At 47.6% G+C, this 14,986-nt stretch carries 15 protein-coding genes; 2 read left to right on the top strand and 13 right to left on the bottom strand.

What is annotated here, in order from left to right; translation table 11 throughout:
- Positions 1-7 precede the first annotated feature (7 nt).
- The 13 genes from LEP1GSC052_RS00800 to LEP1GSC052_RS00740 all read right to left on the bottom strand — a co-directional run bounded on the left by LEP1GSC052_RS00800 (position 8) and on the right by LEP1GSC052_RS00740 (position 13,345).
- Positions 8-466 (bottom strand): LIC_20196 family exoprotein, encoded by a 459-nt coding sequence (locus LEP1GSC052_RS00800; protein WP_010572404.1) that lies wholly within the window; start codon positions 464-466, stop codon positions 8-10.
- A 161-nt stretch (positions 467-627) separates the two neighbouring features.
- Entirely contained in the window at positions 628-1,266 is a 639-nt protein-coding gene (locus tag LEP1GSC052_RS00795) for an energy transducer TonB (protein WP_010572405.1), read from the bottom strand.
- A gap of 20 nt (positions 1,267-1,286) precedes the next feature.
- The gene (locus LEP1GSC052_RS00790) at positions 1,287-1,691 is read right to left on the bottom strand and encodes an ExbD/TolR family protein (protein ID WP_010572406.1); all 405 of its coding nucleotides are present in this window, start codon (positions 1,689-1,691) and stop codon (positions 1,287-1,289) included.
- A gap of 22 nt (positions 1,692-1,713) precedes the next feature.
- Positions 1,714-2,328, bottom strand: a complete 615-nt coding sequence (locus LEP1GSC052_RS00785; RefSeq protein WP_020985448.1) for a MotA/TolQ/ExbB proton channel family protein — start codon at positions 2,326-2,328, stop codon at positions 1,714-1,716.
- Positions 2,329-2,421: 93 nt separating this feature from the next.
- Entirely contained in the window at positions 2,422-2,940 is a 519-nt protein-coding gene (locus tag LEP1GSC052_RS00780; RefSeq protein WP_010572408.1) for a hypothetical protein, read from the bottom strand.
- On the bottom strand, positions 2,940-5,468 hold the full coding sequence (locus LEP1GSC052_RS00775; RefSeq protein ID WP_084492185.1) for a TonB-dependent receptor plug domain-containing protein: 2,529 nt from the start codon (positions 5,466-5,468) through the stop codon (positions 2,940-2,942). Before LEP1GSC052_RS00775 ends, LEP1GSC052_RS00780 begins: the two co-directional genes overlap by 1 nt.
- Positions 5,469-5,476: 8 nt before the next feature.
- Positions 5,477-5,863, bottom strand: coding sequence for a hypothetical protein (locus LEP1GSC052_RS00770; RefSeq protein WP_010572411.1), 387 nt, complete (start codon positions 5,861-5,863; stop codon positions 5,477-5,479).
- Position 5,864: 1 nt separating this feature from the next.
- A complete protein-coding gene (locus LEP1GSC052_RS00765; protein ID WP_010572412.1) occupies positions 5,865-6,461 on the bottom strand; it encodes a hypothetical protein in 597 nt (198 codons plus the stop codon).
- The gene (locus LEP1GSC052_RS00760) at positions 6,433-6,810 is read right to left on the bottom strand and encodes an LIC20211 family lipoprotein (protein ID WP_020985379.1); all 378 of its coding nucleotides are present in this window, start codon (positions 6,808-6,810) and stop codon (positions 6,433-6,435) included. The genes LEP1GSC052_RS00765 and LEP1GSC052_RS00760 overlap by 29 nt, the downstream gene beginning before the upstream one ends.
- Before the next feature lie 306 nt (positions 6,811-7,116).
- Entirely contained in the window at positions 7,117-8,169 is a 1,053-nt protein-coding gene (gene meaB / locus LEP1GSC052_RS00755) for a methylmalonyl Co-A mutase-associated GTPase MeaB (RefSeq protein ID WP_010572414.1), read from the bottom strand.
- A gap of 14 nt (positions 8,170-8,183) precedes the next feature.
- Positions 8,184-10,382, bottom strand: coding sequence for a methylmalonyl-CoA mutase (gene scpA, locus LEP1GSC052_RS00750; RefSeq protein WP_010572415.1), 2,199 nt, complete (start codon positions 10,380-10,382; stop codon positions 8,184-8,186).
- Entirely contained in the window at positions 10,379-12,265 is a 1,887-nt protein-coding gene (locus LEP1GSC052_RS00745) for a methylmalonyl-CoA mutase family protein (protein ID WP_010572416.1), read from the bottom strand. Before LEP1GSC052_RS00745 ends, scpA begins: the two co-directional genes overlap by 4 nt.
- Positions 12,266-12,355: 90 nt before the next feature.
- Entirely contained in the window at positions 12,356-13,345 is a 990-nt protein-coding gene (locus LEP1GSC052_RS00740; RefSeq protein WP_010572417.1) for a TerC family protein, read from the bottom strand.
- A gap of 89 nt (positions 13,346-13,434) precedes the next feature.
- Between LEP1GSC052_RS00740 and LEP1GSC052_RS00735 the strand changes: the two genes are divergently transcribed.
- Positions 13,435-14,061 (top strand): lysoplasmalogenase, encoded by a 627-nt coding sequence (locus tag LEP1GSC052_RS00735; protein ID WP_040912680.1) that lies wholly within the window; start codon positions 13,435-13,437, stop codon positions 14,059-14,061.
- 62 nt (positions 14,062-14,123) lie between these two features.
- Entirely contained in the window at positions 14,124-14,981 is an 858-nt protein-coding gene (locus LEP1GSC052_RS00730; RefSeq protein ID WP_020985407.1) for a ferritin-like domain-containing protein, read from the top strand.
- Positions 14,982-14,986 lie beyond the last annotated feature (5 nt).

The raw sequence follows: 14,986 nt of genomic DNA, 5'->3' as shown, positions 1-14,986 counted from the left end.
AATTCTCTTAATTCCCTTTCTGGGATTGAATGACTTCGCGGATCTTGTCTTCCGTTTCTCTGGAATATTCCTTAAACGCGAAAGGATGCGGTTCGTATAAAGCGATCAAAGAGGACTCGTTGCCCTTGCTGTCCTTTACGGTTTTTTGATTTAAGAATAGAATGTAATCTCCTTCGGGAGGAGCGGCCTTCAGCCATTTTCCCAAAAGCTCGGGGAAAATCATAAAACCGATTTCGAACTTAGCGGGAATTTTTTCCGCGCCTTTCCAAGGTTTCAAAACTTCGACCGTGGCGGTGACCGAAATCGAAGTTTCGGAAATTTTTTTCTCGCGGACGTTCGTGATGCGAGTCAACGCGATATAATCGGAATTCTTAACTTGGTTTTCCAAGGAAGGAGGAGTGGGTACCGATAGAATCGGCAAAGTAAGAAATAATAAACCGATCCAAGCAAACGCTTTCAAATTCATCTTTGTCTCCAGCTGGTCGATTTTCGACCAAGAATGAAGTATGAACTTTTAAATCTTCACCGCAAGAAATTTTTTAATTTTGAAAACGAGTCCCGTTTCGTTTCTTGAATCGGAAAACGAAAAAAAATTCGCAAAGAGGGAACTTTCAAAAATCGAAACGATCAATCTTCCAAATTGAACGAAATCGGAACCCGATGCGACATTTTGGTCGGTCTTCCCTGAACGTATCCGGGACTCCAACGAGCGAGTTTGACGATCTTAATCGCCGCTTCGTCAAAACCGAATCCCGCTTTTCCGGAGGCGATCTTAGCGCCTTGTAGGTTTCCTTGTTCGTCGATCTGAACGATGACCACAACCTGTTTGGAAACGATTCCCGCGGACTTGGCCTGCGGAGGAAAAAAGTCCCGAAGATCGAAATCGATGATCGGAGTCGGAGTTTTATCTCCGTTATAAGAAAATAAGAATCCGTCCTTATCGGTTCCGTTCCCGGAAAGGGCGTTCGGATTGAGATCCTCGTCGATCGGATCGTCCGCGTTCTGATTGGAACCTTCCACCCATTCCTGTTTTTCAACGGGCGCGGGAGAAGAAGTTCCACCGATCAATTCGGGGGGAATGTCTTCCAGATCCACTTCCACGTCCTGAGCTTCCAGATCATCGGAAGAAATTTCCGCGTCGGGAATATACGTCGCGATGAAGTAGGCTCCGATCGTTACGGAATGTAAAACGAAGGAAGCGATCAGACAAAAACGGAACAATCCGAATTGGACGATCTTCTGTTTGATTTCGGGAACGCTTACCATGAAAACCTTACCTATTTCGCCTAACGTTTAACCGAAAGCGCGATCTTCGTAACTCCGGCTTTGCGGATGACGCCCATCGTTTCCGCGATCTTTCCATACGGCAGGGAAGAATCCGCCGAAAGAGTCAGACGCATGTTCGGCCTGATTTTGGAATCGCGTTCCAAATGAGCCTTCAATTTTTCGATGGAAGTGTCCGATCCTTCCAAAAGAATTTTTCCGTCCTTGGTCAACGCGACCTGAACCGATTGTGCTACGTTCGGATCCGCCGCTTCCACCTTCGGAAGATTGATGTTGATCGATTCTTTCTTTAAGAAGTTCGCGGTCACCATAAAGATCACCAGAAGAACCAGAATCACGTCCACCATCGGAGTGATATTGATATTGCCTATTTCTTCTCCGTCGCCGGAGGGAGCAGAGCCTGCCATAATTCACGTTCTCCTTATGAGTCTATTTCTTGCGGGAAAGAGTTGCAAGAAACTCTTTGGAAAGAATCTCTAAATTCGCCTGAATCACTTTCAACTTTCGCGTAAAATAGTTGTTCGCCATTACGACCGGAATGGCGACTCCGAGACCCGCGGCGGTTGCGAGAAGGGCGGTGGAAATACTTCTCATCACGAATTCCGCTCCGGTGCTTCCCAAAGTTCCCAAACCGTAGAACGCTTTGATGACCCCGAGAACCGTTCCGAGAAGACCGATAAAGGGCGCGTTGTTACCGAGAGTATTTAGAATCGGAAGGTGATTTTCGAGATCGACTCTTTCTCCGATGATTTTTCCTTCCTGCATTTCGGAAAGAGCGTCGTGACCGACCTCGTAGTGTTCCGCCGAGAATTGTGAAAATTTTGCGTAGATGTTTCCAGGATTTTCGGACGCGACTATTTTTAACGCGTTCCAATCGCCCTTTCTGATTTCGGACGTTAAGATGGGAAGAATGGCGTCCGTGTTTCTCAGGTTTCTGCGAAAAATCAAAATTCTTTCAGTGCCTACCGCGAGAGCAACGATACTTGCTACGAGCATAACGACAAAAATGAAAGTCTCGCCGTATTCAACCAAAAACATAGTCATAATCTGGATCCTCTAATATTCTTTATTTTTTAAAACCGACATCGAAGTCACTCAGTTTTCAGGAGTTCTCTTTAGGAACGATTCTTTCATCCTTTATTGTCCCGAAATGCTTACGCATGTTTTCGTACAAGAAAACGTTCCGTTCGACAACCCCGATATCTGAGAAAGCCCGCTTTCACCGCAGGTTCCCGCAGAATTCTTACTTACCCAATACGAACGATTGCAATCCATCACGCAGGCTTTGGCGCGATTCGTAAATTTTACGAACGTGGAAGAATTCAACAAACCCGTACAAAAATTTTGAAACGTTCCGATCGAAGCGTCTCCTCCGCTGAATAAGGTTACGATCGCGACTTCCGAAAGAGGAGTGGGTAAATCGGGAGCCTTGTTCAAACAGGTTTGCGCCGCCTGTAAAGAATTCACGCAGGACTGAAGCGCATCCGTAGGAGGCAAAAGAAGATACTGAAGAATCACCCTTTTTTCGTTGTCGCGGTTATAACTGTCGTCTTCGTTCGGAAGATTGTTACAGTTTCCGATAAGATACAACACGATCAGCAAATACGAAAGATTTCCGATCCATTCTTTTGCGATCTTGAATCGATTTCTTTTCATTAGAACTTCACCTCGATCCCTACGTTGAAGAAAGGAATGACCGTTCCTCCGGGCAACGTAAGAGTTCCGAACGTCTGACTCGGTTTCGGGTTCGTAGCCGAGAAAGGACGCGTAACGTCGAAGTCCTGACCCGAAACGTTCTGCCTCATATAAACGTTGATGACTTCGAAGAATGTGTTCACGTAACCCCATTCGTAGTTGATAAACCGGTCGATCCGAATATCCAATCTATGATAATCCGCGAGTCGTTTCGTGTTTGTGTAATCCGCAAGATACGGGTTGTTTGCGGAAACGGGAACCCAGATCGTTTGATTGTTCGCCGGATTCGAGAATCTACCGCCGTCGTCTCCCACGATCGGAGTAATCGGAGTCGAGGTCAAGTAAGACCATCTCGCACCGAACTGCCAATCCTGACTGAATCTCCAACCGAAAACCATGTTGATGATATGCGTGCGATCGTAAGCATAAAGGGTTTCTTTCGAGTTGTGATAGGACTGCGCGAGCAATCTTTGTTCCGGTCCGGTCGCAACGGGATCCATAATCGCGTCCGGTTTATAAATATTAGAATTTCTGAATGTCTGAGACCACGTATAAGAAATCCAACCGAACCAATCTCTTGTTCCCGGAGCGGCTGTCTTACGGACCAACAATTCGTAACCGCGAGAATGACCCGTTCCGTTGTTGGAATAGTTGAGGGGTTTGTTGAGAATGTACGGCTGAGTTACTTTTCCGTACTGATCCGGATTGGTTCCTATAAAACTCGTGATGTAAGGATCGTCCACGATCAGGTTCGAAAATTCCTGTTTGAAAACTTCTCCCTTTACCTGCCAATCGGAAGTGACCTGTTGATCGACCCCCCCGCCGTATTTAAACGCCTTTTGAAACTTCAAGTGAGGATTTCCGCTTTGTTCGGAGAATTGAGTCGTCAACGGAAAGTTATAGTGTTCTCCCGCGCCCCCGAAAACGGTCGTTCCTTTTCCGATTCCTTCGAACTTATAAGAAACCTGCGTCTTAGGACCGAGCGCTCCGTTCTTAATATAAGGAATGTAATCGTATCTCGCGCCGGGTTCGATGAGCAAACCTCCGAACTTAAACTTCATCGTCGTATAAGCGTTGTAGTATTTGCTCTGAACTCGGTTCGTATCGGGAACGGTTCTAAAATCCGGAGTCGCCGTATCATACGGGTTCGGGTCCGGGTTGTTCGGATCGGTTTGTTGGATCGTGGTTCCCGTCGTTTTGTAGTTGAGAAAACGAATTTCGGAACCGAACTCCAACGTGAAATGTTTGTTCGGATCCCAATACGCATCTTGTCGGATTCCGTTGTAAGCCCCGCTTCCGCGTTGTTTTCCTTTTACCGAACCGAGCGAAACGTTAAAATCGACGAACGGATCGTAACTGATAAACGTGATTCGATTGGAGAATTTTTCGGTCGGTCTCCAAATATAACGAAACGCTTGTGTACGATATCCTTGACCCGCGGAAAGATTCCCGCCCGCAAACGCCGCGAAAGGATCCTTGGTCGGATCGTTCTGCGGTTTTGCGGGAGGATTTAATGCGAAGTCGTCTTTTGCGGTTAAGGAATAAAACGAAATCTGATGATGATCGTTGAAGTTATAGACCATCTTCACTTGAGAATCCGTATAACGAGGAAGCCTTACGCCGTCGGGAAGAAGACTTCCGCCGGAAAGGTTGCCTAACGTTTCGAAGGTCTTATCGATATAACCGACTTTCACCGCGCCGAGAATATAACCTTTCCCGCCCGCAAACGTGGTTTGATAGTTCGCGGAAGCCGCCCAAAGGGAAGTCAAAAAATTTCCCTGGGAACGTTCCACCTTATCGGGAGATTCGATTTCGATCACCCCCCCGAGTGCGTTGTTAAAATTCGCGGGAAGAACTCCCGTATAAACGTCCATGGATTTGATCAGGTTCCCGTTGATGGTCGCCGTCAAACCGTCGAAGTGAAACGGATACAAAATCGGAAGATCGTCGTAAAGATAAAGGTTCGTGTTCGGGTCCGCGCCTCGGAATACGTAATTGCTCGCGCCCCCGCCGAACGCAGAAACGGGAACCACGCCGGGAATCGTTTCGATGGAACGAAGAGGTTCGCCGAAAGTACCGGGCATCCGTTTGATCTCCTCGAAACGAAGTTTAGTACGGGACATCGTTTGTTTTTCCCGTTCACCTGTTACGTTGATTCCGCCTTTGGAAATTCCGCTCGAAGAAACGGACTTGTCCGTATAAAGAACGACCGTCTCCGAAGTGTCTCCGACTTCTTGACGAATCTCCTGCATACCCGTATCTCTCAAAATCCGAAAGGTATAAGTCCCGGCGGAAGGAAGCACGGCTTCGAAATAACCTTCCGCATCGGTTTGATAGAATTTTTTGGTTTCGGAAAGTCGAACCGTGATGTTGGCTTCTCCCGAATTCTTAGTACGGGAATAAACCCGAGCGCGAAAGGAAACTTCCGCAAAGAGTTCCGATGCAGGAGCGGCGAGAAGAATGATCAATATGTTTCTGATAAGTTTCATCATCTGCCTTACTGTATTTTAGTTTTTACGAATGTTTCCTGAAAGTTGAGATACCAGGGAATATCGTCCAGAGGTTTGTCCACGTAAAGAAGAACACATGCGAACGGATACGAAACGAAAGGGCATTCCGATCTTGTGATCGCGATCGTACAAAGATCCAGGTTCTTTTGTTGAACGTCCTCTAAAACGACCGGAAACGGAGCGGGAATCGGGGTTCCGCATTTGTTTGCGAGATAACTCGCGGCCGCATAAATCTGACTCTGAGAATCGCTCGGCGAAACGACCTCCGGTCTCACGCAGTTGAAAAACGCGAAGCCGAAGAGCAAAAACAAAACGAAGAAAACATTCTTTCTTTTTAGAATATTCAAAGAATGGAATGAACGATATAAGAACATACTAATCCTTCTTTTTCCCGCCGACGGAAATGCCGCCCGATTCCTGGGAACCGGAATCCGAAGAACGTTTGCCGCCGCCCACCGAAATTCCTCCCGAAGAGGAAGGGGAAGACGACGGAGAAGATTCCACGTTTTGTTTTCCGTCTTTGGCCGCCGCTTCCGCGGCTTCTTTCTTTTGAAGTTCGAGCTTCAATCGTTCCGATTCTTCCTTGTTGCCGATCACGTTTCCCTTCACTTTCAAAACGGAAACCGTGCCGAGAGGAAACATAACGTGCGTTTCGTGCCAGACCTTGATTCCCACGAGACTTCTTCCGCCGGGAACTTTTTGAACCGCCTGACTCAGCGCATAATCGATGCTAATCGGATTGGTGACCGGGATCATTCCGAATAAGAAGAACGTGGAGGATTCTCCTTCCGATTCTTCCAGAATGTCGTAGCCGGAAGTACGGATGATCGTCGCCGATTCGTAAAGCGCCGGACCGCGAACTCTTCCACCGGGTTCGAACAGAGTCGCACCCATACAATTTCCCAAAACGAAAAAGAGAATGATCGCAAAGAACGTTATGCGCTTATTTTCTTTTTTTACCGTTCTGGTCATTGAGTTGATCCTCGAATTTGATCGCTTCCGCATTGATATGCAGTCTGTTGATGGTGATAAAAAGAAGAATGTATTTGTCCGTCCAATAGCGGATATTGATCAGAGCGTCCGCTTCCTTTTCGGTCAACATCGTCGTGACCACCTTGTCGATCGGGGGCTCGGAGAGGGGAACTCCCACGATTGCAATGTCGAAAGTATTCCAGGTTTTGTGACCTTCCACGGGACCGATCACTTTGTATTTGCGATCCGCGACGGGAATATTGCTCGTCGCAATTCCCGCAGAAGACGTAGCGCAATGAAACAACGTTAATGAAACGAAGAATAAGGAGAGAATTTGAATAACTTTCACGGTACCTGCCTGCAACCCTGTTAAGTCCGATTTACTTCCGAATAGTTTTATATCTATATTGTTTTCGGAAGCAGTATATCTACCAGATAGTATCTGTCAGATATACATGCAAGAATAAATTTTTTACCGGCTTAAACGGATCGATTCCTTCTATGTAAATTGTATTCTTCATTTTGGAAAAGGAATGACAATCTCATAGAAAAAAAGTTCCAATTCGGGAAAAAATAGGGTTCGAAAAATCCGTTTCGTTCGGCGGGAAACTAGGTTTTGGGGAACGAATTCCGGTTTCTACAGGTCCGAAAGGATCTATTCCTGAATGCGTTTTCTGTATTCTTGAATGAGTTTTTCGGCGGCTTGAAAAGAACTGATGCGGTGACGACTAACTTTGTCTTCCATGTCGCCGTAGAGATCCTTCATACGGGTATAAAAATCGCCGATGAGATGTTCGGAGACGGTTTCTTCCAGCCAATACTTGGCCTGGTTCGTTCTTCTGATTTCGAAATGCCCGTTGGACTTTAAGGTTTTCTCATATTCCAAAATTTGATTCCAGATTTCTCCGATTCCTTCTCCGTTGAGGGAAGAACAAGAAAGAACTTTCGGAATCCATCCGTTTTCATGTGCGGGAAAAAAATGAATCGCGGATTGTGTTTCGATTCTCGTCCTTTCGGCGCGCATCTTGTTGTCTCCGTCCGCTTTGGTGACCGCGAACAGATCCGCCATTTCCATGATTCCCCGTTTGATTCCTTGGAGTTCGTCGCCGGCGCCCGCGATGAGAAGAAGCAAAAACAAATCGACCATCGAATGAACCGCCGTCTCGGATTGTCCGACTCCGACCGTTTCGACAAAGATCGTATCGAAACCGGCCGCCTCGCAAAGATAGATCGTTTCTCTCGTTTTACGCGCAACGCCGCCTAACGAGTCTCCGGAGGGAGAAGGGCGGATGAACGCGGATTCGTTTCTGGAAAGCTCGGACATTCTCGTTTTATCTCCGAGAATACTTCCTCCCGAAATCTGACTCGAAGGATCGATGGTCAACACCGCGAGTTTTTTGCCATGAGAGATCACGTTCATACCGAAGGATTCGATGAACGTACTTTTGCCGACTCCGGGAATTCCCGTGATTCCGATTCGAATCGAATTGCCCGAATGCGGAAGACAAGCGTCTACGATCTTTTCGGCGAGTTCTTTGTGATCGGGACGCGCGCTTTCGACTAACGTAATTGCGCGACTGAGCATCACCCTATCTCCGGAAAGAATTCCTTTTACGAATTCTTCCGCGGAAGGCAATGCCTTTCTGGAGATTCCAGTCGATCGGATTCCTCCGCCGGAAGGAATCCCGGATTGTTCTCCAGAGCTCAAGGGACGATTCTTCCTTAGGCGTTTACTTTAGAATTTTCTAAATCTTTGATGAGAAGTTCGAGAATGTCCGCGGCCGCTTTGGAAATTTTAGTTCCCGGTCCGAAGATCCCCGTCACTCCCGCCTTGTAAAGAACGTCGTAGTCTTGTTGCGGAATGACTCCGCCCGCGATGACCATGATGTCTTCTCTTCCGAGTTTTTTCAGTTCGCCGATCACTTGTGGAACGAGGGTTTTATGACCCGCGGCCAAACTCGAAACTCCGAGAATGTGCACGTCGTTTTCCACGGCTTGTTTTGCGGCTTCCGCAGGAGTTTGAAACAAAGGTCCTATATCGACGTCGAATCCCATATCGGCGAAACTGGTCGAAATCACCTTCGCACCTCGGTCGTGTCCGTCTTGTCCCATCTTGGCGACCATGATTCTCGGACGACGTCCTTCCAGAGTCGCAAACTTGTCCGAAAGAGTTTTCGCTCTTTTGAAATCGGGATCGTCTTCGATCTCGGAAGAATAAACCCCCGAAATCGAACGGATCGTAGCTTGGTATCTTCCGAATACTTTTTCCATAGCGTAGGAAATTTCGCCTAACGTAGCTCGTTTGCGGGCCGCGTCCACCGCGAGCGCGAGAAGATTTCCTTCTCCCCCTGCGGCGCATTTTGTGATCGCATCCAGAGCGGCGGTCACGTAGGCGTTGTTTCGATTTTTTTTCAGTTCCTGCAATCTGCGGATTTGGGATTCGCGGACGGCTGTATTATCGATATCTAATATGTCTAAGGGTTTTTCTTCGACGGCCTTGTATCGGTTGACTCCGACGATCACGTCTCTTCCCGAGTCGATCTTTGCTTGTTTACGGGCGGCGGCTTCCTCGATTCTCATCTTTGGAATTCCGGTTTCGATCGCCTTTGCGATTCCGCCTAACTTCTCGACTTCTTCGATCAGTTCCCAAGCGCGGTGCGCGAGAGAATGTGTGAGGGCTTCCACATAATACGAGCCGCCCCAAGGATCGACTACACGGTGAATGTTCGTTTCTTCCTGCAAAAAGATCTGCGTGTTTCTTGCAATTCTCGCGGAGAAGTCGGTCGGAAGCGCGATCGCTTCGTCGAGCGCGTTTGTGTGAAGCGACTGCGTGTGGCCGAGAGCCGCGGCGAGCGCCTCGATACAAGTCCGCGCGACGTTGTTGAACGGATCTTGTTCGGTCAAACTCCAACCCGAAGTCTGGCAGTGTGTTCTAAGCGCGAGGGATTTTAAATTCTTAGGATTGAATTGTTTTACGAGTTTCGCCCAGAGAAGACGACCGGCCCTCATCTTTGCGATTTCCATAAAGTGATTCATTCCGATCGCCCAGAAAAAGGACAAACGGGGAGCGAACGTGTCCACGTCCATTCCCGCTTTGATCCCGGTTCTGAGATATTCCAGACCATCCGCGAGAGTGTAGGCGAGTTCGATGTCCGCAGTCGCTCCGGCTTCCTGCATGTGATAACCCGAAATCGAAATCGAGTTGAACTTAGGCATGAAGTCCGAAGTGTATTTGAAAATGTCGGCGATGATCTTCATCGAAGGCGCGGGCGGATAGATATACGTGTTCCGCACCATAAATTCTTTGAGAATATCGTTCTGAATCGTTCCCGAAAGTTTATCCGCGCTGACCCCTTGTTCTTCCGCGGCGACGATATAAAACGCGAGCACGGGAATCACCGCGCCGTTCATCGTCATCGATACGGACATTTGGTCCAAAGGAATCTGATCGAAAAGAATCTTCATATCGAGAACCGAGTCGATCGCAACACCGGCCTTACCGACGTCGCCGACCACACGTTCGTGATCGGAATCGTATCCTCTGTGAGTCGCCAAGTCGAACGCGACCGAAAGACCTTTTTGTCCTGCGGCTAAGTTTCTACGATAGAATGCGTTCGATTCTTCCGCGGTGGAAAAGCCCGCGTACTGACGAATCGTCCAAGGTTGTTGGACATACATCGTGGAATACGGTCCGCGTAAGTAAGGAGGAATTCCCGCGACGTAGTCGAGGTGCTCCATCTTCGCGATGTCTTCCGCGGTATAAACCGGTTTGACCGGGATTTTTTCGGGAGTATTCCAAAGGGTTTGTTCGATGGAACTTAAACCCAGATCCCCGAGCGCGGATTTTTCCCAATCGGATTTGGAAATTTTTCCGTTGCTCTGTGACGCATAACGTTTTGAATCAAAACTCGGACGTTTCATTGGATGCCCAGCCTTTTCTGAATCGACTTCAGAGTTTCTAAATGTTGGGATTTGACGTGGATAAAAAATTCGATTCCCTTAGATTTCAGAGAATCGATTTGTTCGGTCGGATTTCCCGCAACGATTCCGAGAAGGTTCGAATTCTGCCTTTTCAAAAGCGCGAACGTAGAATCCACAAAACCCGCCACTTCCTCGTCGCTCGTGCAGAAAACGACGATGTCCGCGTTCGTTTCTTTCAAACCTTGCAACGCTTCTTCCGGTGTCGCATAACTTCCCGGATCGACGACCTTCGTTCCCGCGCATGCGAGAAAGTTTTGCGAGAAGATCGCGCGCGCTTTTTTCATTTTGAGATCGCCCATCGGCAAAAGAAGAACGGTCGGAGTTTTACCGGATTTTTTCGCGGCGGCTTCGGTTTTCAAACGGATCTCTTCGATTCCCGCGCCGGCGCGGAATTCCGAAATTCTTTCGCAGGTGATTTCACCGGAAATGCTTTCGATGTCGCCTAACGCGTTACGCAGATTCAACTCGGGAACGGAAATTCTATCCTCTCCGTTCGGATATTGATTGGTTCCGAGAAGAATCTCCTTACGGTTCGCGAAGTTTTCTTCCTTTTTCTTTCTGGATTCGGAAATCTTTTTTTGAACGATTCCTTTTTGAACCGCTTCCAAAAACCCACCGACAGATTCGATTTCGCAGAAAATTTCCCAAGCCTTTTTCGTGATCGAATCGGTGAGGGATTCGAGATAATACGAACCCGCGGAAGGATCGACGACCTTGTCGATATGCGATTCGTGTTTCATCAAAAGTTGAATGTTACGCGCGATTCTCAGAGAGAAGGAATCTCCCGTTTTCAAAACGCTGTCGTATGGAGAAATGCTGATGACTTCGCAACCTCCGATCGCAGCCGACATCGCTTCCGTCGTAGCGCGAAGCATGTTTACGTTCGGATCGTAGGCGCTGTAATTGTATCTGCAAGTTTGCGCGCTTAAGAACGCGTGCGAAGAAGATTCTTCCTTGGGTCCGAACTCTTTTAGAATTTCGGCCCAGAGAATTCTCGCGGCGCGGAACTTTGCGATTTCCAAAAAGTAATCCGGTCCTATGGAGAATTCGAACATCAACTGGGAAGAGATCGTGTCCACGGACATTCCCGCTTCTCGAAGTTGTTGCACATACTCGGCCGCCGCGGCCAACGTAAACGCGAGTTCTTCGGAGATCGTGGAGCCGCCGTCCCGGAACGTGGAAGAATAGATCGACAAACCTCTGTAATGCGGCCAAGAAGACGCGAAGGTTTCCAAAATTTCTTTCAAGGATCGGATCGAATGTTTTCCGGACTTTCCATGTTTGAGAAGAATCCGAAACGGATCGTATCCGAGTCCGCCCACAAGCACCTTGCCCTTCGGAAGCCAGGAAAAAATTTCGGGAGAACGTTCTTCCGCGATAAAGTGAAGCGTGACTTGATCGAAGGGAAGTCCGTCGATGAGCGCTTCCAAATCCTTTGCGGAGTTCACCGGAATTCCGCGTTGCGGAGAGGTTTTGTTTTCTATGATAAATCCGATCGCGGTTACGCCGTTGTTCGCGGCTTCCTTTGCCAATCGATTGGCTTCGGCCACGCTCGAAGAATCGAAGTCCTGACGGACGCTCCAGTCTTGAACGAGTTTACGGGTGGATCTCGCAAACGGAAAGGTTCCGGGAAGATTGGATGTGAGCCATTCTTTGTCGGCGATATCGTCTTTGGTATAAACCGGCTGGATCTTAAATCCTTCTCCGGTTTCCCAAACTAACTTCTTCTCAAAGTCCGCGCCCTTGAGGTCTTTTTGGATGAGTGCAATCCAGGCTTCCCGATTGACCGGCGGGAAATCCGTAAATAGTTTCTGGTCTGCCATTTTGATTTTTCTCTTTTTTTGAGAGGCTTCTACAAGGTTCTCTTTCTAGGGAACCTCGCAAGACTCCGGTGTAAAGTCAAAAACCCTCTTTCAGTTCTCATTTTTGGTTTTGAGATAGTGGGGAACCGAGGCCAAAATCGAAAGCGTTAGAGTTCCCACAATCACCGCCAAAGAAATCACGATCGGAATGTGAATCTCATGCCCGAAAACATAGGGAGAAAAAAGAGGAAGAAGCAACTTGATTCCCACGAAGGCGAGTAGAATCGAAACTCCCTTTTTCAAAAAGATAAAAAGTTCCATCACTCCGGAAAGCATAAAGAAAAGGGAACGAAGTCCGAGGATCGCAAAGATATTGGAAGTATAAACGATGAACGCGTCCGTCGTGATCGAAAAGATCGCGGGAATCGAATCGAGCGCGAACATGATATCGCTGAACTCGACGATCAAAAGAGTGATGAACGTGGAAGTGAAAAGATATTTTCCGTGTTCGGTCACCACGAACTTTTCGGGATGATGGTTCTGGCTCATGGGAAGAATCTTCTTCGCAAACTTGATCACGGGAGAAGACTCGGGATGAAAATCCTCTTCCTCTTCGTGAACGAACATCTTCACCGCGGTGTAAAGAAGAAGAATTCCGAACAAGTAAAGAATCCAGTTGAACTGAGAGATGAGACCCGCGCCGATAAAAATCATGATCGCGCGGAAGATCAACGCGCCGATGATTCCCCATTTCAAAATCAGAGGTTGATACTGAGGCGTTATCCGAAACTTCTGAAAGATCATGATAAAGACGAAAAGATTGTCCACCGAAAGGGAATATTCCAGAAGATAACCGGTGATAAACTCGAGCGCTTTCGTTTTTCCGCGAGAAGGATCTTCGGTAGAAACGTCCATAACGTAGATCAAAATGCTGAACGAAATCGCGAGGCTGAACCAGAATAAAGACCAATAGACCGATTCTCGGAGAGGAATTTTGTGCGCTCTTTTATTAAGAACAAAGAGATCCAAATAGACGAGAAGACCTAAAACCACCGTAAAGATAACGACTAAGATCGATTCTCCAGAACTCCAATATCCCATATTCCCTCTTTATTTTTCCCGATTCTTTGATGACAAAACTCCCGGCTCCGAACAAAATTACAATCCCAATTCCCAGAAAGAAGGCTCAGATGATTTTACTCTTATTTTCCGTTACCGCAGTGATCCAGTTGCTCGTTACCTATTTTTTACCGGGAGAAATCGCTCTCAAATTGGCGACCAAAGTAATTCCGATTCTCATTCTGATTTTCTTTTCTTTCTTCGAAGGCAAATGGAAGGACAGAGCCGGAAAATACATCTTTGCGGGTTTGATCTTTTCTTTATTCGGAGATACGTTTTTGGGTCTTCCGGGAAATTATTTCGTCTTCGGACTCGGTTCGTTTCTCGTGGCTCAGATTTTGTATTCGATCGGATTCTCCGTTGGAAACCCGGTCAACCTCGTACGATTGATTCCTTACTTCGCGTTCGGAATTTCGTTTTACACTTGGATTCTTCCCGGAATCGGAAGTTCTCTTTACGTTCCCGTGGCGGCGTATGTGAGCGCGATCTGCGTGATGGGTTGGAGAGCGGCTTCGAGAGAATGTCCTCGTCCCGAGTTTTGGAAATCCTTTGCGGGATCTTCTCTTTTTATTTTATCGGACAGTTTTATCGCGATGGGAAAATTCGCCGCGCTTCCGATTCCGCTTCTCGGAATTTGGATCATGTCCACGTATTACGCCGCGCAGTTTCTCATCTATGAATCCGTGGAAGAAAATTAAATAATTATTGATTCAGTCCGTAACATAACTAAGATAGCAAAGAAATCGGGAGAAATCTTTATATGAATATTAAACCCTTAAAAGAAACCACATTTTTAGAAGCTGTCGCCGCCGCGATTCAGCACGAAAAAGATTACTTCGAATTTTATATGAGCACTTACGAAAAGCTCTCTCCCGGCAACACCAAAGAGCTTTTCGAAAGATTGGCGGAAGAGGTCGACGATCATATCAAATTCATCACGGAATTGTACGAGCAAGCGGAAGGATCGGAACTCCCGAACCTCAAACAACTCACCGCGATTCATAAGTTTCACGATTCCACTCTTCAAAAACTGATGAACAAAGTGGAAAGAACGATCGCAGGTCCGGGAAGCAAGGACGCGCACGAAGCTCTTGAGCTCGCGATTCGCGAAGCGGAGAATTCAGTTTCCTTCTACGAAAAACTCGCGAACAAGTTCGACGACGTGAACATCAAATCCCTTTTCGTAAAACTGAAAGACTACAATCACAACTATCAATCTCTTTTGGAAACCGAGTTAAACGGATTGGATCAATCCGGTTCCGGCCAAGGAACTTTTTTCTGGGACGAACAAGCCGAAGAAGTTGCGAAAGCGGAATCCAAACCCGCAAAAACTTCCGCGGCGCCTAAGAAGCCGAAGACGGCAGCCCCGGTCGCAAAACCTGCACCGGCGGCCGCTTCCAAACCAGCGCCCGCTCCGAAACCCGCCGCAACGGCCACTGCAAAAAAAGCGGCGCCTAAAAAATCCGCGAGCAAACCGGTAGCGAAGAAGGCGGCTCCGAAGAAAAAAGCCGCAGTCAAAAAGGCGGCCGCAAAACCGAAAAAGACGGTGAAGAAAGCAGTGAAAAAAGCGGCGCCTAAAAAGAAAGTCGCGGCAAAAAAGGCCAAGAAAAAAAGGTAATCGGT

It is taken from the genome of Leptospira kmetyi serovar Malaysia str. Bejo-Iso9 (genome assembly GCF_000243735.2).
Taxonomy (GTDB): Bacteria; Spirochaetota; Leptospiria; order Leptospirales; family Leptospiraceae; genus Leptospira; species Leptospira kmetyi.
The sequence above is the reverse complement of the archived record's forward strand: the minus strand, read 5'-3'. Positions and strand labels throughout refer to the sequence as shown.